This is a genomic window from Streptomyces sp. NBC_01288 (assembly GCF_035982055.1).
Lineage (GTDB): Bacteria > Actinomycetota > Actinomycetes > Streptomycetales > Streptomycetaceae > Streptomyces.
The window spans coordinates 3,917,081-3,939,086 of sequence record NZ_CP108427.1 but is presented as its reverse complement, the minus strand read 5'-3'; the positions used below and the strand labels follow the sequence as shown (position 1 = coordinate 3,939,086).

General features: G+C 70.0%; 24 protein-coding genes. 12 read left to right on the top strand and 12 right to left on the bottom strand.

Annotated elements, in window-relative coordinates; translation table 11 throughout:
• Positions 1–227 precede the first annotated feature (227 nt).
• Entirely contained in the window at positions 228–695 is a 468-nt protein-coding gene (locus tag OG194_RS17090; protein WP_327401716.1) for a hypothetical protein, read from the top strand.
• Between the two features lie 37 nt (positions 696–732).
• Here OG194_RS17090 and OG194_RS17085 read toward each other — a convergent pair whose 3' ends face one another.
• Both OG194_RS17085 and mmpB read right to left on the bottom strand, forming a co-directional pair.
• Positions 733–1,353 carry a Maf family protein gene (locus OG194_RS17085; protein WP_327401715.1) on the bottom strand — a complete coding sequence of 207 codons (621 nt, stop codon included), beginning with the start codon at positions 1,351–1,353 and terminating at the stop codon, positions 733–735.
• A gap of 31 nt (positions 1,354–1,384) precedes the next feature.
• On the bottom strand, positions 1,385–1,513 hold the full coding sequence (gene mmpB / locus OG194_RS17080; RefSeq protein ID WP_327401714.1) for a morphogenic membrane protein MmpB: 129 nt from the start codon (positions 1,511–1,513) through the stop codon (positions 1,385–1,387).
• Between the two features lie 118 nt (positions 1,514–1,631).
• Here mmpB and OG194_RS17075 point away from each other — a divergent pair, with 118 nt between their 5' ends.
• Positions 1,632–2,753: an SGNH/GDSL hydrolase family protein gene (locus tag OG194_RS17075; RefSeq protein WP_327401713.1), complete on the top strand. Its 1,122-nt coding sequence runs from the start codon at positions 1,632–1,634 to the stop codon at positions 2,751–2,753.
• 396 nt (positions 2,754–3,149) lie between these two features.
• Here OG194_RS17075 and OG194_RS17065 read toward each other — a convergent pair whose 3' ends face one another.
• Together OG194_RS17065 and OG194_RS17060 are read right to left on the bottom strand one after the other, a co-directional pair.
• On the bottom strand, positions 3,150–3,359 hold the full coding sequence (locus OG194_RS17065; RefSeq protein WP_327401712.1) for an acyl-CoA carboxylase subunit epsilon: 210 nt from the start codon (positions 3,357–3,359) through the stop codon (positions 3,150–3,152).
• Positions 3,360–3,373: 14 nt separating this feature from the next.
• Positions 3,374–4,975, bottom strand: a complete 1,602-nt coding sequence (locus tag OG194_RS17060; protein ID WP_327401711.1) for an acyl-CoA carboxylase subunit beta — start codon at positions 4,973–4,975, stop codon at positions 3,374–3,376.
• A 136-nt stretch (positions 4,976–5,111) separates the two neighbouring features.
• Here OG194_RS17060 and OG194_RS17055 point away from each other — a divergent pair, with 136 nt between their 5' ends.
• A complete protein-coding gene (locus tag OG194_RS17055) occupies positions 5,112–5,987 on the top strand; it encodes a biotin--[acetyl-CoA-carboxylase] ligase (RefSeq protein WP_327401710.1) in 876 nt (291 codons plus the stop codon).
• Between the two features lie 118 nt (positions 5,988–6,105).
• Positions 6,106–7,233 (top strand): adenylate/guanylate cyclase domain-containing protein, encoded by a 1,128-nt coding sequence (locus OG194_RS17050; RefSeq protein WP_327401709.1) that lies wholly within the window; start codon positions 6,106–6,108, stop codon positions 7,231–7,233.
• Between the two features lie 4 nt (positions 7,234–7,237).
• Here OG194_RS17050 and OG194_RS17045 read toward each other — a convergent pair whose 3' ends face one another.
• On the bottom strand, positions 7,238–7,846 hold the full coding sequence (locus tag OG194_RS17045; protein ID WP_327401708.1) for a hypothetical protein: 609 nt from the start codon (positions 7,844–7,846) through the stop codon (positions 7,238–7,240).
• Positions 7,847–7,992: 146 nt separating this feature from the next.
• Between OG194_RS17045 and OG194_RS17040 the strand changes: the two genes are divergently transcribed.
• On the top strand, positions 7,993–8,787 hold the full coding sequence (locus OG194_RS17040) for an enoyl-CoA hydratase/isomerase family protein (RefSeq protein ID WP_327401707.1): 795 nt from the start codon (positions 7,993–7,995) through the stop codon (positions 8,785–8,787).
• Positions 8,788–8,973: 186 nt separating this feature from the next.
• Here the strand turns inward: OG194_RS17040 and OG194_RS17035 are convergent, their stop codons facing one another.
• On the bottom strand, positions 8,974–9,984 hold the full coding sequence (locus tag OG194_RS17035; protein WP_327401706.1) for a terpene synthase family protein: 1,011 nt from the start codon (positions 9,982–9,984) through the stop codon (positions 8,974–8,976).
• Positions 9,956–11,419, bottom strand: a complete 1,464-nt coding sequence (locus tag OG194_RS17030) for a cytochrome P450 (RefSeq protein ID WP_327401705.1) — start codon at positions 11,417–11,419, stop codon at positions 9,956–9,958. The genes OG194_RS17035 and OG194_RS17030 overlap by 29 nt, the downstream gene beginning before the upstream one ends.
• Positions 11,420–11,657: 238 nt before the next feature.
• Between OG194_RS17030 and OG194_RS17025 the strand changes: the two genes are divergently transcribed.
• From OG194_RS17025 to hutH, 3 genes are all read left to right on the top strand, one after another.
• The gene (locus OG194_RS17025; RefSeq protein ID WP_327401704.1) at positions 11,658–13,031 is read left to right on the top strand and encodes a cytochrome P450; all 1,374 of its coding nucleotides are present in this window, start codon (positions 11,658–11,660) and stop codon (positions 13,029–13,031) included.
• 37 nt (positions 13,032–13,068) lie between these two features.
• Positions 13,069–14,214, top strand: a complete 1,146-nt coding sequence (locus tag OG194_RS17020) for a GGDEF domain-containing protein (protein WP_327401703.1) — start codon at positions 13,069–13,071, stop codon at positions 14,212–14,214.
• 75 nt (positions 14,215–14,289) lie between these two features.
• Positions 14,290–15,828 (top strand): histidine ammonia-lyase, encoded by a 1,539-nt coding sequence (gene hutH / locus OG194_RS17015; RefSeq protein ID WP_327407104.1) that lies wholly within the window; start codon positions 14,290–14,292, stop codon positions 15,826–15,828.
• Positions 15,829–15,870: 42 nt separating this feature from the next.
• On the opposite strand, the gene OG194_RS17010 is transcribed toward hutH, so the two are convergent.
• Together OG194_RS17010 and OG194_RS17005 are read right to left on the bottom strand one after the other, a co-directional pair.
• Positions 15,871–16,683 carry a hypothetical protein gene (locus tag OG194_RS17010; protein ID WP_327401702.1) on the bottom strand — a complete coding sequence of 271 codons (813 nt, stop codon included), beginning with the start codon at positions 16,681–16,683 and terminating at the stop codon, positions 15,871–15,873.
• A 41-nt stretch (positions 16,684–16,724) separates the two neighbouring features.
• The gene (locus tag OG194_RS17005) at positions 16,725–17,018 is read right to left on the bottom strand and encodes an LAETG motif-containing sortase-dependent surface protein (RefSeq protein WP_327407103.1); all 294 of its coding nucleotides are present in this window, start codon (positions 17,016–17,018) and stop codon (positions 16,725–16,727) included.
• A gap of 130 nt (positions 17,019–17,148) precedes the next feature.
• Between OG194_RS17005 and OG194_RS17000 the strand changes: the two genes are divergently transcribed.
• Both OG194_RS17000 and OG194_RS16995 read left to right on the top strand, forming a co-directional pair.
• Positions 17,149–17,502: a hypothetical protein gene (locus OG194_RS17000; protein WP_327401701.1), complete on the top strand. Its 354-nt coding sequence runs from the start codon at positions 17,149–17,151 to the stop codon at positions 17,500–17,502.
• A 212-nt stretch (positions 17,503–17,714) separates the two neighbouring features.
• Positions 17,715–18,965 (top strand): L,D-transpeptidase, encoded by a 1,251-nt coding sequence (locus OG194_RS16995; RefSeq protein ID WP_327401700.1) that lies wholly within the window; start codon positions 17,715–17,717, stop codon positions 18,963–18,965.
• A 667-nt stretch (positions 18,966–19,632) separates the two neighbouring features.
• Here OG194_RS16995 and OG194_RS16990 read toward each other — a convergent pair.
• Positions 19,633–19,920 (bottom strand): DUF397 domain-containing protein, encoded by a 288-nt coding sequence (locus OG194_RS16990; RefSeq protein WP_327401699.1) that lies wholly within the window; start codon positions 19,918–19,920, stop codon positions 19,633–19,635.
• A complete protein-coding gene (locus tag OG194_RS16985) occupies positions 19,892–20,755 on the bottom strand; it encodes a helix-turn-helix domain-containing protein (RefSeq protein ID WP_327401698.1) in 864 nt (287 codons plus the stop codon). The genes OG194_RS16990 and OG194_RS16985 overlap by 29 nt, the downstream gene beginning before the upstream one ends.
• 112 nt (positions 20,756–20,867) lie before the next feature.
• Here OG194_RS16985 and OG194_RS16980 point away from each other — a divergent pair, with 112 nt between their 5' ends.
• Both OG194_RS16980 and OG194_RS16975 read left to right on the top strand, forming a co-directional pair.
• Positions 20,868–21,053: a hypothetical protein gene (locus OG194_RS16980; protein WP_033280244.1), complete on the top strand. Its 186-nt coding sequence runs from the start codon at positions 20,868–20,870 to the stop codon at positions 21,051–21,053.
• A complete protein-coding gene (locus tag OG194_RS16975) occupies positions 21,050–21,427 on the top strand; it encodes an ATP-binding protein (protein WP_327401696.1) in 378 nt (125 codons plus the stop codon). The genes OG194_RS16980 and OG194_RS16975 overlap by 4 nt, the downstream gene beginning before the upstream one ends.
• Positions 21,428–21,439: 12 nt before the next feature.
• Here OG194_RS16975 and OG194_RS16970 read toward each other — a convergent pair whose 3' ends face one another.
• Positions 21,440–22,006: a DUF6817 domain-containing protein gene (locus OG194_RS16970; RefSeq protein WP_327401695.1), complete on the bottom strand. Its 567-nt coding sequence runs from the start codon at positions 22,004–22,006 to the stop codon at positions 21,440–21,442.

Here is a 22,006-nt window from a genome sequence, read left to right as displayed (position 1 = left end):
CCTAGCTCTCCGGTGTGGGCAAGGTCTCTGTGAGAGCGTGCCGCGTGCCACGCCGTTTCTTTGTGGAGTCCCTACGAATGGCCCAATGATTCTTTGCCCCTGCTACAACCCTTGTCCCGCGGTTTACCCGTTAGTAGCGTTCACTGTGCCTCGAACGTACTTGGGGTAACGCAAGCTTTGGTCGAGTGGTTGTCGAGAGTGGGTGGGGGCCGGTGGTACGCAGGCCGGTGGCATGGATCTTGGCGCTCGTCCTCTTCGTGGAGGCGCTCGGAGTGGCCGCGCTGAACTGGTTCCTGGGGATAGTCGTCGACCGCCAGGACATGTCCCTGGCCGGCCTCGACCCGGACGCGATGTCCATCTCCTCGAAGGTCGGCGGCATAGTCTTCGGCCTCTACTTCGCCCTGTGCGGAGTGGTCGTCCTGCTCGTCGCCTTGCGCGACCGGGCCCCGGCCGGGTTCGGCCGCATCCTGCTGATCAGCGTGGCCGTGGTGCACGGCCTGCTGGGCGCGTTCGCGTGGGGCCTGGTGGGCCCGGGAGCGTTCGTGTCCATGGTGGTGGTGCTCGCCCTCGTCGTTCTGCTCCTGATGACGTACGACCGCCGGGAGGCCCCCTCCGAGGGAAGCCCTGGGCAGGGCGCGGGCAAGAACGAGGGCCCGGGGCCGATCGCCCCGCCGGCCGCCCCCAACCCCTCCTGATCGAACCCCTCCTGACCGAACTTCGCCCGGCCGGCGGCTACTTCTCCCGCGGGGTCCACAACTCCGTGATGCCTACGCCCAGTTCGGCCAGCAGGCGTCGAACCAGCGGCAGGCTGATGCCGATCACGTTCCCGTGGTCGCCGTCGATGCCCTCGACGAACGGTGCCGACAGACCGTCGAGGGTGAACGCCCCCGCGACGTGAAGGGGTTCGCCCGAGGCGACGTACGCGGCGATCTCGGCGTCGGTCGGTTCGCCGAAGCGGACGACGGTGGACGCGGTCGCCGAGACGTACCGGCCGCTCGTCGTGTCGTAGACGCAGTGGCCGGTCTGGAGCGTCCCGGCCCGGCCGCGCATCGACTTCCAGCGGGCGGTGGCCTCCTCGGCGTCGGCGGGCTTGCCGAGGGCCTCGCCGTCGAGGTCGAGCACGGAGTCGCAGCCGATCACCAGGGCGCCCTTGACCTCGGGCTTCGCGGCGACGACGGAGGCCTTGGCCTCGGCGAGCGCGAGGGCGAGTTCGGCCGGGGTGGGGGCGCTGACGGCGTCCTCGTCGACCCCGCTCACGATCACCTCGGGGTCCAGTCCGGCCTGGCGCAGCAGGCCCAGCCGGGCGGGGGACTGGGAGGCGAGCACGAGTCGGCGGCGCGGCTGATCTGTCATGCGTCCAGGGTATCGGCGCGGTCCGGGGCGCTCATGTCAGCCCGAGCACGATCATCGCCAGCACCATCGCGAGCGCCATGAGGATCCCGAGCCGCCGCAACATGACCTGCGTCTCCCGCAGTTCCTCGGGAGGCTCGTTGTCGGGGTCGGACCACAGCATGTCACCAGCGTGCGGCTCGACCGGGGTGGGCGCCTGAGTACGGGTACTCAACTCTTACAAAGGGGTCTATGGTTCCGTTAGAGTAATGGGGCTGTGGTTCCTTTTGGAGAGGTGTGTCATGTTCACTGCTGCCTGGACCGCGTCGCCCCAGCTGCCCAGCGAGGGCTTCACGCCGAACTGGTCCCGCGAGGGATTCTGGCGTCAGTCGTTGCGGCAGGTCGTGCGGTTGACGGCGGGTGGGGAGAGGGTGCGGGTGCGCTTCTCGAACGCGTACGGGAACTCGCCGGTGAGGGTCGCGGCGGGTGCCGTGGCCGCTGGAGGGTCTGCGGTGCGCTTGACCTTCGGCGGTGCGGCGGCGGGGGAGATGCCCGCGCGGGGGGAGTTGGTGAGTGACGTGGTCCAACTCGCCGTAGGGGCGGGGGAGCCGGTGGCTGTCACGCTGTATTTCGACTCGGCTACTGGACCGGCCACCTTCCACGCGCAGGCGTTCGCGGCCGGCTTCCGAGGCGCGGGGTGTCTGCTGGACGAGGGCGGGGACGAGGACGAGGACGAGGGCGGGGACGGGTTCACCGAGTCCAGTGAGTCCTGGTACTTCCTGTCCGCGGTGGAGACCGACTCCGGGCGTAGGGACGGGATCGCCCTCTTCGGTGACTCCATCACCGACGGGTTCGGGTCCACGCCGGGGGCCGATCGACGGTGGTCGGACGCGTTGGCCTCGCGGACGGGGCGGCCCGTGTTGAACGCCGGGATCGGGGGGAATCTGCTGCTCAACGACTCCGCGTGGTACGGGGAGCGGGGTGTGGGCCGGTTCGGGCGCGATGTGCTTCAACTGGCCGGGGTGGACACGGTCGTTGTGTTGTTGGGGCTGAACGACATCGGGTTCAGCGAGACGGATGCGCAGCCTACGTACAAGCCGGCGCCGGTGGTTTCCGCGGGGGAAGTCATCGCCGGGTACCGGGAGTTGATACGCCAGGCCCATGAACTCACCGTGATCGGGGCGACCTTGTTGCCGTTCGGGGGGTCGGATCACTGGGGGGAGCGGGCGGCGAAGGTCAGTCACGAGGTCAACGAGTGGGTTCGTTGTTCGGGGGAGTTCGATCGGGTTGTTGATCTGAATCGGGTGATGGCCGACCCGGTTGATTCGGATCGGCTGCACCCTGCCTACGACTTCGGTGATCATCTGCACCCCAATGACGAGGGGTACGGGGTGATGGCTGACGCTGTGGTGCGTTGTCTGTAGCCTGCGGGGCGGCGGGGGCCGGTCGCGCCCACGCGGCGGAGCCGCAAGTTGCTCGGGCGGGGGGTCCGTCACGACGTGTCCGGCCGCGGCCCGCGGACATCGCCCGCGCGAGGTGGCCGGGCCGGCTGAAGGCCGTACGGATGATGGTGCGGCAGTCGGGCAGCGCACTCCGAAGGTCCGCGGCGAGGGTCAGGCCGGCCCGGCCCGGCACCTGTGCGGCGAGCAGCGCGATGTCGGGCGCGGGTTCCTGCGCCGTTCTCTGGCGTCCGGAGTACCTGCGGGCAGGAGTGCGGTCGACCCGACGGTGCCCTCGCCTCCGTCCGGAACCAGTGCAGCGACACGTGGCGCGAGCACGAGGACGTGCTCGATCACCGCACATGCGAGGGGCGGCTCTCCCTAGCCGGGCCAGAAAGCGCGGGTCCACGCGCTCGGCCCGGGGTGGGGGAGCCTGGCGCCCGCGATGCGCGACGGGTCGGACCAGGCGTCCCGGGGCCTCGGGGTGCCCGGCGGTGTGGAGGTCGCCGCGGCTGCGCGGGCCCTGACCACCGCCAACGCGGCGGCCAGTTCCTCCGGGGTCGGGTTGCCCCGTACGACTTTGATGTTCATGGGGGCTGCTCCTCCTACAGGGGGATGTTGCCGTGCTTCTTCGGGGGCAGGGACTCGCGCTTGGTGCGGAGTTGGCGCAGGCCGCGGACCACGTGGCGGCGGGTGTCCGACGGGAGGATCACTGCGTCGATGTAGCCGCGCTCGGCCGCGATGTAGGGGTTGAGGAGGGCGTCCTCGTACTCCTGGATCAGGCGGGCCCGGGTCGCCTCGACGTCACCGGCCGCCTCCGCCTCGGCGATCGTGCGGCGGTGCAGGATGTTGACCGCGCCCTGGGCGCCCATGACGGCGATCTGGGCGGTCGGCCAGGCGAGGTTGAGGTCGGCGCCGAGGTGCTTGGAGCCCATGACGTCGTAGGCGCCGCCGAAGGCCTTGCGGGTGATCACCGTGATGAGCGGGACCGTTGCCTCCGCGTAGGCGTAGATCAGTTTCGCGCCCCTGCGGATGATGCCGTAGTGCTCCTGGTCCACGCCCGGGAGGAAGCCGGGGACGTCCACGAAGGTGATGACCGGGACGTTGAACGCGTCGCAGGTCCGGACGAAGCGCGCCGCCTTCTCCGACGCGTCGATGTCCAGGCAGCCCGCGAACTGCATCGGCTGGTTCGCCACGATGCCCACCGGGCGGCCCTCGACCCGGCCGAAACCAGTGAGGATGTTCGGCGCGAAGAGTGGCTGGGTCTCGAAGAACTCCGCGTCGTCCAGGACGTGTTCGATCACCGTGTGCATGTCGTACGGCTGGTTCGCGCTGTCCGGGACCAGCGTGTCCAGCTCGCGGTCCTCGTCCGTGACGGTGAGGTCCGCCTCCTCGGGGAACGCCGGGGGCTCGCTGAGGTTGTTGGACGGCAAGTACGACAGCAACTGCTTGACGTACTCGATCGCGTCCTTCTCGTCGCCCGCCATGTGATGGGCCACGCCCGAGACCGAGTTGTGGGTGCGCGCCCCGCCCAACTCCTCGAAGCCGACGTCCTCGCCGGTGACCGTCTTGATGACGTCCGGGCCGGTGATGAACATGTGCGAGGTCTGGTCGACCATCACCGTGAAGTCGGTGATCGCGGGGGAGTACACCGCTCCGCCCGCGCACGGGCCAACGACCAGGCTGATCTGCGGGATCACACCGCTCGCGTGCGTGTTGCGGCGGAAGATCTCGCCGTACGCGCCGAGCGAGGCCACGCCTTCCTGGATGCGGGCGCCGCCGGAGTCGTTGATGCCGATGACCGGACAGCCCGTCTTCAGCGCGAAGTCCATCACCTTGACGATCTTCTGGCCGTAGACCTCGCCCAGGGCGCCGCCGAAGACCGTGAAGTCCTGGGAGAACACGGCGATGGGGCGGCCGTCGACCGTGCCGTACCCGGAGACGACTCCGTCGCCGTAGGGGCGGTTCTTCTCCAGGCCGAAGTCCGTGGAACGGTGCCGGGTGAACTCGTCGAACTCGACGAAGGAGTCCTCGTCGAGGAGCAGGTCGATCCGCTCACGGGCCGTCAACTTGCCCTTGGCGTGCTGTTTTTCGACGGCACGTTCCGAGCCGGCGTGCGTCGCTTCCTGGACACGGCGCTGAAGATCCGCGATCTTCCCGGCGGTGGTGTGGATGTCGATCTCTTGAGGCGCTTCCGGCTCGGACATCGGGATTGCGGCTCCCTGCCTGCTCAAAAGGGGGACGGGTTACTCATCCGTAGAGTAGTGGCGGGCCTACCGATCGGCAGTGCGGCGTACAACACACCTTGGGTGGCTTGCACGACACACACCTAGGGTGGATTGCATGACGCCGCGAGATGCCTCAGACGAGAACAACAGTCGTTGGTCCGACCTGGACCGTCCGCCGCTCAACGGTGCGGCGCTGCGCAAGGGCCTGGTGCGGGACGGCGGCCACGGGGGCCTTTACTGCGACATTGAGGTCGTGCAGCGCACCGGATCCACCAACGCCGACCTCATGGCCCTGGCACTCGCGGGGAACGCCGAAGAAGGTGCGGTGCTCGTCGCCGAGGAGCAGACCTCCGGGCGCGGGCGGCTCGACCGGCAGTGGACGGCACCGGCCCGCTCCGGTCTCTTCTTCTCCGTGCTCCTGGAGCCGAGCGACGTCCCCGTGGCCCGCTGGGGCTGGCTCCCGCTGCTCACCGGTGTCGCCGTCGCGACGGGCCTGTCCCGGTCGGCCGGCGTCGACACGGCACTCAAGTGGCCCAACGACCTCCTGGTGACTGTCGGCGGCGAAGAACGCAAGGCCGGCGGCATCCTCGCCGAGCGCGCGGGCGACGACGCCGTGATCGTCGGCGTCGGCATCAACGTCACCCTGCGCGAGGACGAGCTGCCCGTGCCGCAGGCGGCCTCCCTGGCCCTGGCCGGGGCGGTCACCACGGACCGCGATCCCCTGCTGCGGGCGGTTCTACGGTCCCTGGAGCACTGGTACGACAAGTGGCGCGCGGCGGGCGGCGACCCGGCCTCCAGCGGCCTCCAGGAGACCTACGCGGCCGGCTGCTCGACGCTCGGCCGGGCCGTCCGGGCCGAACTGCCCGGGGACCGTTCCATCACCGGGGAGGCCGTCGCGATCGACGGCGACGGGCGGCTCGTGCTGGCCACGGAGGACGGCGTGCAGGAGCCCGTGGGGGCGGGCGACATCGTCCACCTGCGCCCCGCGTGACCCCGACCGCCCTTGTGGCGGCTCTTCCCGTGTGACTCACGGAGTGAGCTGGCCCACACCTGCCGTAGCATTGGGCCCGGTCGATACCTGACCGTGGCAGATCGGAAGGGCAGCAGGCGTGACCGTCGACGACACGGGCTCCGGCGCGGACGCGGACGGCCGGGTGGCCCCCGATGCCGCCGAACCCGGCGAGGACCCGCTCGCGCTGCGCCTCGAAGGGCTCATCCTGGGCGCCGAGCGCCGCTACACCCCCTTCCAGGCGGCCCGCACCGCCGGCGTCTCCATGGAGCTGGCCACGCGGTTCTGGCGGGCCATGGGCTTCGCCGACGTCGGCCAGGCCAAGGCGTTCACGGAGGCGGACGTCCTCGCGCTGCGGCGCCTGGCCGGTCTCGTCGAGGCGGGGCTGCTGAGCGAGGCGATGGCGGTGCAGGTGGCCCGCTCCACCGGGCAGACCACCGCGCGGCTGGCCGGCTGGCAGATGGACTCGTTCCTGGAGGGCCTGACCGAACCCCCGGAGCCGGGCATGTCCCGCACCGAGGTGACGTACCCGATCATCGAGCTGCTGCTGCCCGAACTGGAGGAGTTCCTCGTCTACGTCTGGCGCCGCCAGCTCGCCGCGTCGGCCGGCCGGGTCGTCCAGGCCGGTGACGACGAGGAGATGGTCGACCGGCGCCTGGCCGTCGGCTTCGCGGACCTGGTGGGCTTCACGCGCCTGACCCGCCGCATGGAGGAGGAGGAACTCGGCGAACTGGTCGAGGCCTTCGAGACCACCGCCGCCGACCTGGTGGCCGCGCGCGGCGGACGCCTCATCAAGACCCTGGGCGACGAGGTCCTCTACTCCGCGGATGACGCCGGAGTCGCCGCCGAGATCGCCCTGCTGCTGATCGAGACCATGGCGAACGACGAGACCATGCCCGAACTCCGCGTCGGCATGGCCTTCGGCACGGTGACGACCCGCATGGGCGATGTCTTCGGCACGACGGTCAACCTCGCCTCCCGCCTCACGTCGATAGCTCCTCGCGACGCCGTCCTCGTCGACAGCGCCTTCGCCGAGGAACTCATCCGCAGCGGCGAGGCTCCCGCCTCCGAGGCGGAGGCGGCGGAAGCCGCGGCCACCGCCGAGAAGGAGGGCGAGGAGCCCCCGACGTACCGCTTCGGGCTCCAGCCGATGTGGCAACGCCCCGTACGCGGCCTGGGAGTTGTCGAACCCTGGCTCCTCACACGCCGGGACTCGTCACCGGCGTAGCGCCTCAGCCGCGATGGACCAGTGGGTCCACGCAGAGCCCGATGATCGGCACGCACAGACTGGGCCGACTCGGTGCGGGGGCAGGGGAGTTGGTGGTCCGGCTCGGGGTCGGCGTGGGTGTCGAGGTGGGGCGCGGAGCCGGTGCCTGAGGTGGCGGGGTGGTGGCCGTCGTCGTCTCGGGGACGGTCGTAGGGTCCGCGTCTCCTGAGGTCGTCGGCGGCGCGGTCGCGTACGGAGTCGGTACGACCGCGGAGGTCGTCGTGGCGGTCGGGGTAGGGGTCGCGCTCGCACCGCCCATCACCGAGGTGGCGGAGGGGATCGCGGTCGGGTCGGCGCTGATGGTCGCGGCGGCGTTGGCGGGCCGGTCGGTGCCGTCGGTGGCGCCGGTGCCGGGGTCCGGGCGGGGCTCCGCTTCCGCCGTACCCAGGCCGCCGACCCCCGACTCGGGCGCCAGTCGTACGAGGCTCAGCACACCGGCGGCCACGGCGAGCCCTCCTACGGCGAGCATGACCTTGCGGGGGCGGGGGCGGCGGTGCCGGCCGCGAGGGAGAGGTAGCGGCGGTTCTGTCTCCGCGGTGTCCTCTGTCCGCTCCGCCTTCGTGGTCGTCGTCACGATCCCTCCCCTGTGGTGTGGCGGACGCACGTTATGCGCTTCTACGGGCGGTGCGGCGGGAGTTGGGTGGGATGTCACCCGAACGGGGAAGGGCCGTGCGATGATCGGGGCGAGGTCTGTTAACCCACGTTAACCAGGAGGCGGTCATGAGCGAGGAGCGGTTCGGGGAGTTCGTGCTGGTGCGGCGGCACGGGTATGTCGCGGAACTGGTCCTGGACCGGCCCAAGGCCATGAACGCGGTCTCTACGGCGATGGCGCGCTCGATCGCCGAGGCCTGCGCGGCGCTGGCGGCGGACCGGGACGTGCGCGTGACCGTGGTGACCTCGTCGCACGAGCGGGCGTTCTGCGTCGGCGCGGACCTCAAGGAGCGCAACTCGTTCAGCGACGCGGATCTCGTACGGCAGCGCCCGGTCGCGCGCGGCGCGTACACCGGCGTCCTGGAGCTCCCCATGCCGACGATCGCCGCCGTGCACGGCTTCGCCCTCGGTGGCGGCTTCGAACTCGCCCTGTCCTGCGACCTGATCGTGGCGGACGGTACGGCTGTGGTGGGGCTGCCGGAGGTGTCGGTGGGGGTGATTCCGGGGGGCGGCGGTACGCAGTTGCTGCCTCGGCGGGTGGGTGCGGCTCGGGCGGCCGAACTGATCTTCACCGCGCGGAGGTTGGCTGCGGTGGAGGCGGCAGGGCTGGGGCTGGTGGATGTTCTGGTGGAGGCGGGCCAGGACCGCGAGGAGGCACTTGCTCTGGGTGCGCGCATCGCCGCGAATTCGCCTGTTGGGCTGCGGGCGGCCAAGCGGGCGTTGCGGTTGGGGCATGGGTTGGATCTGCGGGCCGGTCTTGAGGTCGAGGATGCGGCGTGGCGGTCGGTGGCGTTTTCGGGGGACCGGGCGGAGGGGGTCGCGGCGTTCAATGAGAAGCGGACGCCGGAGTGGCCGGGGGAGTAGCGGGGGAGGAAGAGGGGGCTTGTGTGCGTTGCCGGGTGCGGGTGCGTTGTGGCTGGTCGCGCCCGCGCGGCGGAGCCGCATATCGATACAGCCCCGCGTCCCTGGGGAGTTGCGGCTGGCCGTGTTGATGAGATGCGCCCGTTCACCCCTCGAACCGGCCCTGCTCATCCCTCGAACCAGCCCCGTTCACCCCTCGAACAACCCCGGCCCGCCCCCACCCCGCCCCGGCGTCGTCACGTGATAGCGCCCGCAGGTCATCGACCAGTCCACGTTGCCCCGGATCCATGCCCCCATCCCGCGGACGTACCGGGTCAGTCTCGTGTCGCCCTCTGCCAGGAGGGAGCGGGACAGGTGGTCGTACAGGGTGATCTGGCGCTCGTACATGCGGACGGCTCTGTCCAGCGCGTCCTGGAGGGGGCAGCGGGAGTGCTGTGCCAGGACGGTGATCAGGTTGGTGTGGTTCGGCCAGTGCAGTTCGCGTACGCCCGAGATGATGTCGTTGGTGTACGCGACGGCGCGTGCGGCGGCCTGTTCGCAGGCGCGGACGTCGGGGCGGGCCCAGAGGGGGCCCGGCAGGTAGCAGTCCTCGGCGAGTTCGATGACGACGAAGCACATGCCCCGCATCAGGATCGTGGACTCGCGCAGGCGTAGGTACTGGTCCAGGTCCGGCACGATGCCCTTGGTGCGGTAGATCGCCTCCGCCGCCGCGGCGCCCAGGTAGCGGTTGAAGCCGTCGGCGATCCGCTCGACCTGTTCGTGGTGGGCTGCCATACGGGTCAGCCTGGTGCGCAGGTCCATCAAGGCTTCCAGGTAGGGCTCCGGTACCGGGTCCCGCGCGCCCTGCAACACCCGCTGCGACCACAGGATGTGGTCGGCCAGGTCTTCCATCCGGCCCTGCGCGGGGGCCTGTTCGGCGAAGCGGTCGTCCTGGAGGAAGAGCCACACCATCAGCTGCGCCGCGAGAACGGCGCCCTCCAGGCTGCCGTGCGGATGGGTCAGCGCCCCGAGTTCGCCGAACTGCACGGCGCGCGCGGCGACTTCGTCGGCGGGGGTGGTGATGTAGCCGTAGCGGCGCATCCAGGCGATCGTCCGCTCGGTGATCTCCGTTTCCTCGGGGTGCCGGGCCGGGGGTACGGGACACCACAACTCCGGTACGGCGAGCCGGTGTTCAGTCGGCCGCGGGTTCGCCGGCTTCATCAACGGGCTCCTCCTGCGGGCTGGTCGGCACCCTCAACCTCAACTCCTGCCGGTTCTCCGCCTGTTCGGCCGCCGTGGCCCTCGTGGCGCGCGGCTCCACCGTCAGGTTCAGCGGGACCGGGGACAGCGTCATCCGCAGCATCGGCCGCGGACCGTGGGTGCCGGGGACCTTGGCCAGGCGCACCCTGGACAGGATGTGCGCGGCGGCCAGGGTCGCCTCGGCCATGCCGTACGCGTCGCCGATGCACTTGCGGGTGCCCGCCCCGAACGGGATGAACGCCTCGCGCTGTTCGCGGCCGACCCTGCCGGGCAGCCAGCGGTCCGGGTCGAAGCGTTCCGGGTCGGGGAAACGCTCCGCGTCCCGGTGCAGGCAGTACGGGCTGAACATGACCTCGTCCCCGGAGTGCAGCCGGGTGCCGCCGAGGTCGACGTCCCCGGTGACCCTGCGGCTGAGGACCGAGACCGACGGGTACAGGCGCAGGGTCTCGGTCAGGGTCCGGCCCAGCAGGGGCAGGGCGGGGATGTCGTCGTGGACGGGAGCGCGGCCCGGCAGCACGGTGTCGACCTCGTCGTGCAGGCTCTGCTCCAGTGCCCTGTCCCCGGACAGGACGGCGAACGTCCAGGAGAGCAGGTCGGCGGTGGCGGGGATGCCGCCGATCATGAGGGTGGCGATCTGGTCGCACACCTCCTCGTCGGTGAAGGCCCGCCCCTGGTCGTCCCGGGCGGCCATGATCAGGGACAGCCCGTCGCTCAGGTCCGCGCCGCGGGCACGGTACGCCGCGACCATCCGCGCGATCAGGGACCGGGCGGTGACCCGGGCCCGCTCGAAGCGGCGGTTGGCCGGCAGCGGAACGCGGTGCACCAGCCCGAAGGGGATCACCATCTGCCACCACATGCCGGGCATCAGGACGGTGTACGCCTCCTCGATCTCGGCGGTGAGCCGCAGTTGGGCCGGGTCCGAGAACAGGGTGCGGGTCAGGGCCCGGCAGGCCAGGCGGCGCATCTCCCGGCACACGTCCACGATCTGGCCCGGCGCCCACGAGGCGACCGTCTCGCGGGCGCAGTCGACCATCGCGGCCGTATAGCCGGTGACGCGGGCCGGACGGAACGCCTGGTTCATCAGCGGGCGTTGGTGGCGGTGGTCGGCGGCGGAGCAGGTGCCCAGGCCGTCGCCGATCAGGGTGCGGGCGGCGTCCACGAACGGGCCGCCCTTGTCGAAGCGTTGGGGTTCGGTGACCAGCGCCCTGCGCACCAGATCGGGATCGGTGAGGAGGTGGACGGGTTTGGGGCCGAGACGTAGTCGCACCACGGGCGCTCGGGTGTGCTGGCGCAGCAGGAACGGCATGGGGTCGCGCCACATCGGCAGCGCGTGCCCCAGGATCGGCAGCGCCTCAGTGGCGGACGGCGGCGGGGTGACGGGGGCCGGTGCGGACATGCGGCGCTCCTCGGCTCGGAGGTCCGGTCGGAGAGGTCCGGGCGGATCCGACGGCCACCATGGTCGGCCGCCGAGAGGGCGGCCCGTAAGGGCGCGTGCGGGAGCACGACAGGGGCGCTGGGCTGGGCAGTTGGCGCCCTGTCCGGCCGGCCGGACGACGAGGACACTGCTGTCGGTACGAGGTCGGGGCACCCGGACCACGGGGTGAGCACCGTCCGCGACCGAAGGGGGCTGCCCTGTGCCGACCGTCGACGACGTACCCACCGCACCGGGCGCCCTGCCCGGCATCGGGCATCTGCACCACCTCGTCGGCGACCGGCTGGGGTTCCTCGAATCGCTGCGGCGGGAGGGGCCGTTGGTCCGGGTCCGGCTGGGAACCGCGCCGGTCTACGTCGTGACCGACCCCGCGCTGGTGCACCAGGTGCAGTCCTCCAAGGGGCGCAGCTTCGGGCGGGGCAGGCAGTTCCAGCGGCTGGCGACCCTGCTGGGCAACGGCCTGATCACCTCGGACGGGGAGCTGTACCACCGGCAGCGCAGGACCGTGCGGAAGGCGTTCACGGTGGCGCACATCGAGCGGTACCTGACGGCGATCCACCGGCAGGCCGAGCGGACGTGCGCCGGCTGGGAGGAAGGGCGCCCGGTGGACGTGCTGCACGAGATGAAGGCCCTGTCCGTGGCGGTGATGGCCGAGACGGTCTTCTCCGGGCGTATGACCGACCGGGTCCTCGACCAGGTGGTCCGGGTCCTGCCGGTGATCGAGAAGGCGGCCGTCGAACGCCCGATGATGCCCGAGGTGGTGGATCGGCTGCCGCTGCCCTTCGTGCGGCGCGGGGACGAGGCGATGGCCCGGATGCGGGCCGTGGTGGGCGAGGCGCTGGAGGCCTGCCGCGACCGGGAGCCGGTGGACGGGGCCGCGGGTGACGTGGTGGCGTGTCTGCTGGCGGCGCGCGATCCGGACACCGGTCGGCCGCTCGACCACGACCTGGTGTGCGACGAGATCATCGCCCTGCTGGTCGGCGGCGCGGCCAACGTGCCGACCATGCTGGCCTGGACGTGGTTCCGGCTGGCGCTGCGGCCGGGGGCGGAGGAGCGGGTGCTCGCCGAGATCGCCGCCCTGGACCGGGCCCCGACCCTGGCGGACCTGGACGGCGCGATGCCGTACACGCGGGCGGTGATGTTCGAGGCGATGCGGCTGCACTCGGTGCAACTGGTGACCCAACGCACCGTGGCGGCAGTGGAGTTGGGCGGGGTGATGCTGCCGAGCGGCACCGACACCGCGTACAGCATGCACTCCCTGCACACCGATCCGCGGCTCTTCCCGCATCCGAAGGTGTTCTCCCCGGAGCGGTGGCTGCCGGACAGCGGGTGGGAGCCGGTGCGGCACGCGTTCGTGCCGTTCGGCGGCGGCCGGTTCAAGTGCGTCGGCGACAACTTCGCCTGCGCCGCGATCCTGGCCACGATGGCGGCGGTCGGCGCCCGCTGGCGGCTCGGGATTCCGCCCGGCCTGAGGGTCGGTGTGTCGGTCAGGGAACCGATCCCCGGCCCGAAGGGTCTACGGCTCGTCCCGCACCCGGTGAGGTCTGCCGCCGGAGGTACCCGTTCGCCGCATTGACATCCCTTTATGTCCCTGATGTCCCTAGCCTGGAGTGATGGGTGAGGACAGGCGGTTGGCGGCCGTGGTGGAGCTGGCGCAGGGGATGGCGGCGGCACACACCCCTCGTGAGTCCTGGCGGGCGGCGGCGGCCGGGGCGTGCCGGGCGCTGGACGGGAGTTTCGCCGCGCTGTCGGTGTGGGAGCGGGAGCTGGGGCGGCTGCGGGTCCTGGTGAACGTGGGGGAGCGGGCCGAGGGCGAGGAGGAGTTCCCGGACGGGGAGACCTATCCGGTGCACCAGTTCCCCGAGATCACCGAGTTCCTGCACGAACGCTGGGCCGGTGGCGGCGAGCCCAACGCCTGGGTCGAGACCGCCGAGGGCCCGGCCGCGGGCAGCCCCGGCTACTGCCACCAGCGGGTGGCCGCCCTACGGCGTCGTAGGCGCGGATGCTGTGTCGTCGCCCCGATCGTCCTGCACGGGCGGGCGTGGGGCGAGCTGTATGTGGCGCGGCCTGTCGGTGCGCCGGTCTTCGACCGGGGTGACGCCGACTTCGCCACGGTCCTGGCCTCCGTCGTCGCGGCCGGGATCGCGCAGACCGAGCGGCTGGAGGAGGCCCGGCGGCTCGCCTTCACGGACGCGCTCACGGGTCTCGCCAACCGCCGTGCCGTCGACGTGCGACTGGACGAGGCGATCGAACGGCACCGGCGTGACGGGGTCGTGGTCAGCCTCGTCGTCTGCGACCTCAACGGGCTCAAGCGTGTCAACGACACCCGGGGGCATGCCGTGGGGGACCGGCTGCTTGAGCGCTTCGGTTCGGTGCTGTCGCTGTGCGGGGCGATGCTGCCGGGCGCGCTCGCGGCGCGGCTCGGCGGCGACGAGTTCTGTCTGCTCGCGGTCGGGCCGCCCGCCGATGAAGTGGTCGACGCGGCGGTCGAACTGTGCCGCAGGGCGGCCGAGTTGGAGCTGGGTGAAGGTGTCGCGTGCGGGGTGGCGTCGACCGAGGATCCGATCGGGGCGGTCCGTTCCGGTCGGCGGTTGTTCCGGCTGGCGGACGCGGCCCAGTACCGCGCGAAGGCCCTCCGCGCCGACAAGCCGGTGGTCGCCGGGCGGGACGGCCCCGACGATCCGGTGGTACGGCTCGCGGACTCGCCGACGCCGGAGATGCCGGCGGAGCGGCGGCGGTTCCGGGGCCGTAGGGCGTGACCTACCTGTAAGGGTCTAAGTGGCTACCCGGTAGTGACACCGCTGCATTCAATGCGTACGCTCCTGAATATGGATATGCACACTGTGGTGGTGGGGACGTCCGGGGTCACCGCGTCCGACGTTCTCGCCGTGGCGCGTGGGGGCGCCCGGATCGAGCTTTCCGGTGAGGCCGTCGCGGCGCTCGCCGCGGCGCGGGAGATCGTGGACGCGCTGGCCGCCAAGCCGGAGCCCGTGTACGGGGTGAGCACCGGGTTCGGGGCGCTGGCGTCCCGGCACATCAGCCCGGAACTGCGGGCACAGTTGCAGCGCAACATCGTTCGTTCGCACGCCGCCGGGATGGGGCCGCGGGTGGAGCGGGAGGTCGTGCGCGCGCTGATGTTCCTGCGGCTCAAGACCGTCTGCTCGGGGCACACCGGTGTGCGGCCCGAGGTCGCGCAGACCATGGCCGACGTGCTGAACGCCGGGATCACCCCCGTCGTCCACGAGTACGGCTCCCTCGGCTGCTCCGGCGACCTCGCGCCGCTCTCCCACTGCGCGTTGACCCTCATGGGCGAGGGCGACGCCGAGGGCCCGGACGGGGTCGTACGGCCCGCCGGTGAGCTGCTCGCGGAAGCGGGGATCGCGCCGGTCGAACTGCGAGAGAAGGAGGGCCTCGCCCTTCTCAACGGCACCGACGGCATGCTCGGCATGCTGGTCATGGCCCTCGCCGACCTCGACATGCTGTACAAGTCCGCCGACGTCACGGCAGCCCTCTCCCTGGAGGCGCTGCTCGGCACCGACAAGGTGCTCGCGCCCGAGCTGCACGCCATCCGCCCGCACCCCGGGCAGGGCGCCAGCGCCGCCAACATGCTTGCCGTGCTTGCCGGTTCGGAGCTGACCGGGCACCACCAGGACGGCGCACCCCGAGTCCAGGACGCCTACTCGGTGCGGTGCGCTCCGCAGGTCGCCGGCGCCGGACGCGACACGATCGCGCACGCACGGCTCGTCGCCGAGCGGGAGTTGGCGTCGGCCGTCGACAACCCCGTTGTGCTGCCCGACGGTCGGGTCGAGTCCAACGGCAACTTCCATGGCGCGCCCGTGGCTTACGTCCTCGACTTCCTCGCCATCGCCATCGCCGACCTCGGTTCGATCGCCGAGCGCCGTACCGACCGGCTGCTCGACAAGAACCGCTCGCACGGGCTGCCGCCGTTCCTCGCGGACGACGCCGGTGTCGACTCCGGGCTGATGATCGCCCAGTACACGCAGGCCGCGCTGGTCAGCGAGATGAAGCGGCTCGCCGTACCGGCGTCCGCCGACTCGATCCCGTCCTCCGCGATGCAGGAGGACCACGTCTCCATGGGCTGGTCGGCCGCGCGCAAGCTGCGCACCGCCGTCGACAACCTCACCCGGATCATCGCCGTCGAGCTGTACGCCGCGACGCGCGCCGTCGAGCTGCGCGAGGGCCTTGCCCCGGCGCCGGCCTCGCAGGCGGTCATCGACGCCGTACGGGCGGCGGGAGTCGAGGGTCCGGGGCCGGACCGGTTCCTGTCTCCCGACCTGGCCGCGGCGGACGCGTTCGTGCGGGGCGGGCACGTGGTCGAGGCCGTGGAGAAGGTCACCGGGCCGTTGAGGTAAGGCAGTTGGGGCCCAGCCATGGCAACGGCCGGGCCCCGTACGTCACTTCAGCTTGGCGGACTGGGCGTCGATCACGGCGGACGGCACGGTGTAGGCCTTGTTCGCGATCAGGGCACCGATGTTGACCGTGTAGTACGTGACGAGGCTGTTGCCGTGGCGTACCACCTCGGTGTGCACGGTGCCCTTCTGGCCGCCGGTGTCCTCCATGACGCTGCTCGCGCCGAACGCCACCGATTCGTCACCGCTGTCGGAGGCCTTCTCGGCGACGACCCCGGTGTACTTCTGGGTGTCCTTGCCCACGGTGAGGGCGAAGCCGCCGGAGCAGCTCTTCACCCCGTCGGAGACGGACTTGAAGGCTTTCTCCGCGCCGTCGCCGTCGTACGAGGACAGTCCGATGAGGGTGACCGGGTGGTCCAGCGAGGCGTTGAACGCGTCCTCCATCTCCTTCTCGGTCATGTCCTCCACGGACTTGGAGGGAGAGGCGGAGGCCTTCTTCGTCTCGGTGGCCGTCTCGTTGGTGGCCGAGGCGGCGTCACCCGGCGCCTGCGCGGACATGGCCCAAGCCAGCGGCTCGCACTGCTGCTTGTCGACGGTGACAGCGGTCTTGGCGGCCGGGACCGACTTGTCGACCGGCGCGATCTCGTAGCCGGCGAGATCACTCTTCGCGAGGATCAGCTTCTTCAACTCGGCGGCGGTGAGCGCCTTGGCGGTGTTCTTCCCGGAACCCTGCGCGGCGTTCTCGGTGTTGCTCTCGGCCTTGTCCGAACCGCCGTCGGAGCAGCCGGTGATGAGGGCCAGCGACAGTGCGCCCACCGCGACGGTGACGCACAGCCGTATGCCCGATGATCTCTTCATGAGCGGACTATGAAGCTTGGGTCAAAGAGTCGTCAAGCAAGTTAAAAGCCGAGGCGTTCCCGTCGTACCGAATAGGCCACGAAACCGGCGCCGAGGCCGAGGAACACCGTGCCGCCGACGATGTACGGCGTGGTGTTCGGGCTGCCGGTGTCGGCGAGTTGGGTGTCGTGGGCGGTGGCGGTGACGGCCGTCGAGGTGACCCGGGCCTGCTGGGTGACCTGGGAAGTCGGGGTCGCCGAAGTCTCCACTCTGGCCTGGTCGGTCACCGTCGCGTTGGCGGAGGGGACGAACCAGAGGGCGCCCAGCAGGGTGCCCGCGGCGGTGGCGGTCAGCATCGTTCGGCGAGCGGTTGACACGGAATATCGATCCCCTTGTGGCGCTGGCGAATTGGCCGTGTGGAGCGATGCTAATGAACTGTGCGGGTCGCGGGAAAGTCACGGGAGCTGTGGGCCGTACGCTCCCGGCATGAGCACCCCAGAGACATCACGTTTTGTACGCCTTCGTGTCGAACTCGTTCTTGAAGTGGAGAACGAGGACGCCGTGACCAAGGCCGCGCTGGCCAAGATCGCCGAGGATCCCGAGCTGCCCGGCGACGAGCGCGGGCACGCCGAGACCGCTGTGACGGAAGACACCGCCGAGGCGCTCGCCTATCTCGTGGACCCGTTCGACCTGGTCAGTGAGATGCCCGGGGTCGAGCTGGCCCAGGCCTCGTGGAGCAGTGAGGAGATCGACTACGACCCGGATTCGCCGGATTGGGACATCGACGAGGATGATGTCGACGGCGATGAGGAAGCGGACGAGGCGGCAGTGGTCGGCTGAGCTGTGCGCGGGAGAATGTGACCCCGGGCGGCAACCGCTGCCCGGGGTTTCTTCGTCTCATACGGTTCCGAGGGCCACGGTGGACGTGGTGTGCCCCACATGTGGGCGACAAGCGGAACGGGACGCACCAGTCGTAGCGTTGGTTTCTTAAGAAACTGGTTAACGGGGCGCTCGGGGTTTTCGGGGATTCGGCAACGATGGAGAAACGTGTGATGACGGACAGTAAGCGGCGCAAGGGTCTTGTGGCCGCGTCCGCACTGCTCGGCGGTGTGCTCGTGCTCACGGCGTGTTCCGGCAGCGACGACAAGTCGTCCGGGAGCGATTCGAGCCAGAGCTCGCAGTCCAAGGCCGACGAGGCGGCCGCGAAGAAGTCCTCCGAGGCGCAGATCAAGATCACGCCGGCGGACGGCTCGGACAACGCCTCCATCAACAACTCGGCCACGGTGAAGGTCAGCAAGGGCACGCTCACGGCCGTGACGATGACGACCGCGGACGGCAAGGCCGTCGCGGGCACCATCGCCGCCGACAAGCTCAGCTGGAAGCCCAGCGCGCAGCTGGACCGCTCGACCACGTACAAGGTCGCGGCCACCGCGAAGGACTCCGCCGGGCTCGCCGCCCACGAGAACGCCTCCTTCACCACGGTCTCCCCGGCCAACAGCTTCATAGGGAACTTCACGCCCGAGGACGGTTCGACGGTCGGCGTCGGCATGCCGGTGTCGATCAACTTCAACAAGGCGATCACCAACAAGGCCGCCGTCCAGAAGGGCATCACGGTCACCTCCACCGGCGGCCAGGAAGTCGTCTGCCACTGGTTCAACACCCAGCGCATGGACTGCCGCCCGGACGAGTACTGGAAGGAGAACTCCACCGTCACGCTGAAGCTCGCGCTCGACGGCGTGGAGGGCGCCTCCGGGGTCTACGGCGTGCAGCAGAAGACGGTCACCTTCCACATCGGCCGCAACCAGGTCTCGTACGTCGACGCGAAGACCAAGCAGATGAAGGTCGAGCAGGACGGCAAGGTCGTCAAGACGATCCCGATCTCGGCCGGGTCCCCCGAACACACCACGTACAACGGCCAGATGGTCATGTCCGAGAAGTTCACGCAGACCCGTATGAACGGCGCGACGGTCGGTTTCACGGACGACGACGGCAAGGGCGAGTACGACATCAAGGACGTCCCCCACGCCATCCGCCTGACCAGCTCCGGCACGTTCATCCACGGCAACTACTGGGGCTCGCCCTCGGTGTTCGGCAGCGTCAACACCAGCCACGGTTGCGTGGGCCTCCAGGACGTGAAGGGCGCGGGCGACAAGAACATGCCGGCGGCCTGGTTCTACAACAACTCGATGGTCGGCGACGTGGTCGTCATCTCCAACACGGGTGACAAGACGGTGTCTCCGGACAACGGCCTCAACGGCTGGAACATGGACTGGGCGCAGTGGAAGGCGGGGTCGGCGGTCTGACCTGACCCGACCCGACCTGTTGACTCCGGTCAACTCCGTTACGCGTGAAGGCGGTTGCCCCTGACTGGGGGTGACCGCCTTTTCGTTGCCGGGCTCAAGTGGTCCACGGCATATGCGAGTTGCCGGTAATATCCGTCATATGACGCGCCCTCGGGTGCGCCTCCCTTGTTCCGGGTCCCGTCCCCTCGGGGCCCGGCCCGAAGCGGGGCGGTTCCGGGTACGAAAAAAGGCCGCCTCCCTGAGAAAAGGGAGGCGTACCCATGGGACGTCATGCCAAGCCAAGGCTGACTCTTGTGTGTCGGCTCACCCGGCGGTTGCCGGAATCGTGGGCCAAGCACGTGAGGAGGTGTTGGCTCTGGTGGATCACCAGGTAGCCGGAGGCCCCCAGCAATATTAGGGGCCTCCGAAGGCTCCTGAGTGAGCCTGAGCCCCTGTCACGGATTCCGGCCGTGGCGGGGGCTCGTTCCTCTTCACGGACGACGATACCGGCTACGGCGCCCGCAGCAACCCCGACTCGTCAACAGGCGTCTTGAGCGCGGCCGAAGGCGGGCTCGGCGCTCTGACCTTCGAAGCCGAGGGGGAGGGGCCCGCTTTGGGAAAGTGTGACACTTTGGCGCTTGGTGTCACACTTCTGCGGGGGGCTTCCGGAGGGGTGGGCGGCTGATTGTCAGCGGCGGGTCTTCAGGGCGGCGACGAAGGGCGCCCAGGCGGAGGCGGCGAGGATCAGGGCGGGGCCGTGGGGGACCGCCTTGGAGTCGCGGACGGGGACGAGGCCGGGGAGGTTGTGGGCAACCTCGACGCAGTTACCGCCGCTTTCGTTGCTGTAGCTCGACTTGCGCCAGAGGGCGGCGCCGGGGAAGTCGCTGGCGATCTCTACGCAGTGGCCGCCGTCGCCATTGCTGTAGCTGCTCTTGAACCAGAGCCCGTCACTCAAGTCGATCCGAGTGTTTGCCATTTCGGTAGTCCTCTGCTGCTTGCTCGATGAGCTTCAGGGATGCCTCGGGTGGGAGCGCGGCGGCCCTGAGTCGACCGTACGCCTTCGAGTACTGGCTCACGAGCGCCGGATCATCGATCAACTGGCCGCTGTACATCCCCTCCGTGTACATGATCGGCGGGGCGTCAGCAAAGGTCAGGAACCTGGTCGTGCCCATCATGAAGGGGTGCGCTCCTGAGTTCCGCAGAAGGATCTGCGGAATGGACCGGCGGTGCTTACGTGCCACCTCTGCGATATGGGCGAGTTGTTCGGCCATATCGCCGGGTGGGAGGATCGGGTTCCTGAGGATCTCCTCGTGGAGCACGAGCCAGCTCTCGGGTGCATCCTGATCCTCGAAGAGCCAAGCCCGCTTGCGCCGCGCCTCGATCTTCTCCTTCACCGCCTCGTCGGAGTACGTCGGGTGCGACGCCAGGACAACGGCTCTGACATATGTCGGCAGTTGGAGAGGGCCCGGAATCAGGGACGGGTCCCACTCCTCGACCTCTCTCGCGTGCCCCTCCAACTCCAGGACATCGGCGAAGTACTCGGCGTTGGCACCCTTCCGCGCCTTCCGCACATCCTCGCAATGCCGCTCGAAGAACCCGTCCGTCCCCAACACCCGATCCGCATGCTGAGCCAGATCAAGCGGCATCCTTCGCTCACCGTGCTCGATGTCGCTGAGGTACGTCTTGCTGTAGTAGATGCCCTTCAGGAACGCCTCCAACGACAGCCCCGCCTCCTCCCGCTTCCACCTCAACTCCTTGCCGTAGAAGGTCGGAACGCTCATCGACCCGTCGATGTCCTTGCCCCGTGCCACCACTTGCCCTCCTCCGCAGCCCCGGTCGCGAACGCGAAACCTCTTTTACGGTAGCCAGCGGAACGCCAGTCTGTGAGGAGTTCGTCACAGAGCGCACAGGAGGCACCCGTTCATGTCCACCCCCTACGACACAACCCTCTGCGTGGAGGAACTCCGCGACGCCCTCGCCCTGCACGACATCACGCTCCCCTCCCTCGGCGTGGACATCCTGTACGCCGGCCTCGTCGCGCTCGGGAACTGCAACACCGCTACCGCCCGCGAACTCGCCGCCGCACTGCGGAAGGCGGCGGAACGGTGACCCTCGAACTCCGCCTGCTCGCCACCCCGAAGGCCGTACCGGAACTGCGCCATCACCTCCGCAACCACCCCTACGACGTCCGCCTCTGCGCCACGGAGTTGGTGACGAACGTGATCGACCACGTCGGCGAGGGAACTCCGGTGACCGTCAGAGTCCTGGGCACGGATGACGGCCGCACGCGCATCGAGGTCACCGACCCGGATTCGAGGGCGTTGCCACTGCTGCTCCGGGCGGCCTCGACGGACGAACACGGTCGGGGGATGGCGTTGCTTGACGCGTTGGCGCGGAGGTGGGGTGTGGAGCAGGGGGCGGATCGCAAGACGGTGTGGTGCGAGGTGGAGGGACTCAACAGCCTTGCCGAACGGGGTTGTTGACCTGATCCGCGCTCAGGCCAGTTGCCGGGCCACGGCCTCGCGGGCGGCGGGGGAGAGCAGGGTGCCCGCGCGGGTGAGGAGGGCGTGCAGGGCTGGGCCGTAGCGCTCGGTCAGTTCCGGGTTGTGTGCCAGTACGTCGAGTTCGTTGGCGGCGGTGATTTCCAGGAACGCTCGCAACTGGTCGGCGGGTGGGCTGAGTTCCCGGCCGGTGAAGCGGTCCCGGAACGCGAACTCCGTGGTGCCGTCGACGCGAGGGTAGACCGCGCCGCGGTCGCAGCCGGCGTAGAGATAGACCAACGCCTCCGCCCGTTCACCGACCAGCGCGACGAGCGTGGCCCGCTCGGAGAGGGGCAGCAGCGCCGGTGCGAAGCCGTCCGTACCGTACGTCGCGTGACACAGCCCCGCGGTCTGGACGACGGCATCCGCTCCCCAGCCCGCCAACAGACCCTCAACACGCTCCAGATGGGCCAGCAACGTGCCACCGGGATGGGGCATCCCATCGGCACCCCGGTCGCACAGAAACGCCTTGATCGCCGCGCGTCCCTTGCCCGTCAGGTGGTGCTGCTCGGCTGGTGCCAT

Bases quoted from the DNA above. Each gene is read 5' to 3' on its own strand.
- OG194_RS17085 (WP_327401715.1), bottom strand. From the start codon at position 1,353: ATGACAGATCAGCCGCGCCGCCGACTCGTGCTCGCCTCCCAGTCCCCC.
- mmpB (WP_327401714.1), bottom strand. From the start codon at position 1,513: ATGCTGTGGTCCGACCCCGACAACGAGCCTCCCGAGGAACTGCGGGAG.
- OG194_RS17075 (WP_327401713.1), top strand. From the start codon at position 1,632: ATGTTCACTGCTGCCTGGACCGCGTCGCCCCAGCTGCCCAGCGAGGGC.
- OG194_RS17065 (WP_327401712.1), bottom strand. From the start codon at position 3,359: ATGAACATCAAAGTCGTACGGGGCAACCCGACCCCGGAGGAACTGGCC.
- OG194_RS17060 (WP_327401711.1), bottom strand. From the start codon at position 4,975: ATGTCCGAGCCGGAAGCGCCTCAAGAGATCGACATCCACACCACCGCC.
- OG194_RS17055 (WP_327401710.1), top strand. From the start codon at position 5,112: ATGACGCCGCGAGATGCCTCAGACGAGAACAACAGTCGTTGGTCCGAC.
- OG194_RS17040 (WP_327401707.1), top strand. From the start codon at position 7,993: ATGAGCGAGGAGCGGTTCGGGGAGTTCGTGCTGGTGCGGCGGCACGGG.
- OG194_RS17035 (WP_327401706.1), bottom strand. From the start codon at position 9,984: ATGAAGCCGGCGAACCCGCGGCCGACTGAACACCGGCTCGCCGTACCG.
- OG194_RS17030 (WP_327401705.1), bottom strand. From the start codon at position 11,419: ATGTCCGCACCGGCCCCCGTCACCCCGCCGCCGTCCGCCACTGAGGCG.
- OG194_RS17020 (WP_327401703.1), top strand. From the start codon at position 13,069: ATGGGTGAGGACAGGCGGTTGGCGGCCGTGGTGGAGCTGGCGCAGGGG.
- hutH (WP_327407104.1), top strand. From the start codon at position 14,290: ATGCACACTGTGGTGGTGGGGACGTCCGGGGTCACCGCGTCCGACGTT.
- OG194_RS17010 (WP_327401702.1), bottom strand. From the start codon at position 16,683: ATGAAGAGATCATCGGGCATACGGCTGTGCGTCACCGTCGCGGTGGGC.
- OG194_RS17005 (WP_327407103.1), bottom strand. From the start codon at position 17,018: ATGCTGACCGCCACCGCCGCGGGCACCCTGCTGGGCGCCCTCTGGTTC.
- OG194_RS17000 (WP_327401701.1), top strand. From the start codon at position 17,149: ATGAGCACCCCAGAGACATCACGTTTTGTACGCCTTCGTGTCGAACTC.
- OG194_RS16995 (WP_327401700.1), top strand. From the start codon at position 17,715: ATGACGGACAGTAAGCGGCGCAAGGGTCTTGTGGCCGCGTCCGCACTG.
- OG194_RS16990 (WP_327401699.1), bottom strand. From the start codon at position 19,920: ATGGCAAACACTCGGATCGACTTGAGTGACGGGCTCTGGTTCAAGAGC.
- OG194_RS16980 (WP_033280244.1), top strand. From the start codon at position 20,868: ATGTCCACCCCCTACGACACAACCCTCTGCGTGGAGGAACTCCGCGAC.
- OG194_RS16970 (WP_327401695.1), bottom strand. From the start codon at position 22,006: ATGGCACCAGCCGAGCAGCACCACCTGACGGGCAAGGGACGCGCGGCG.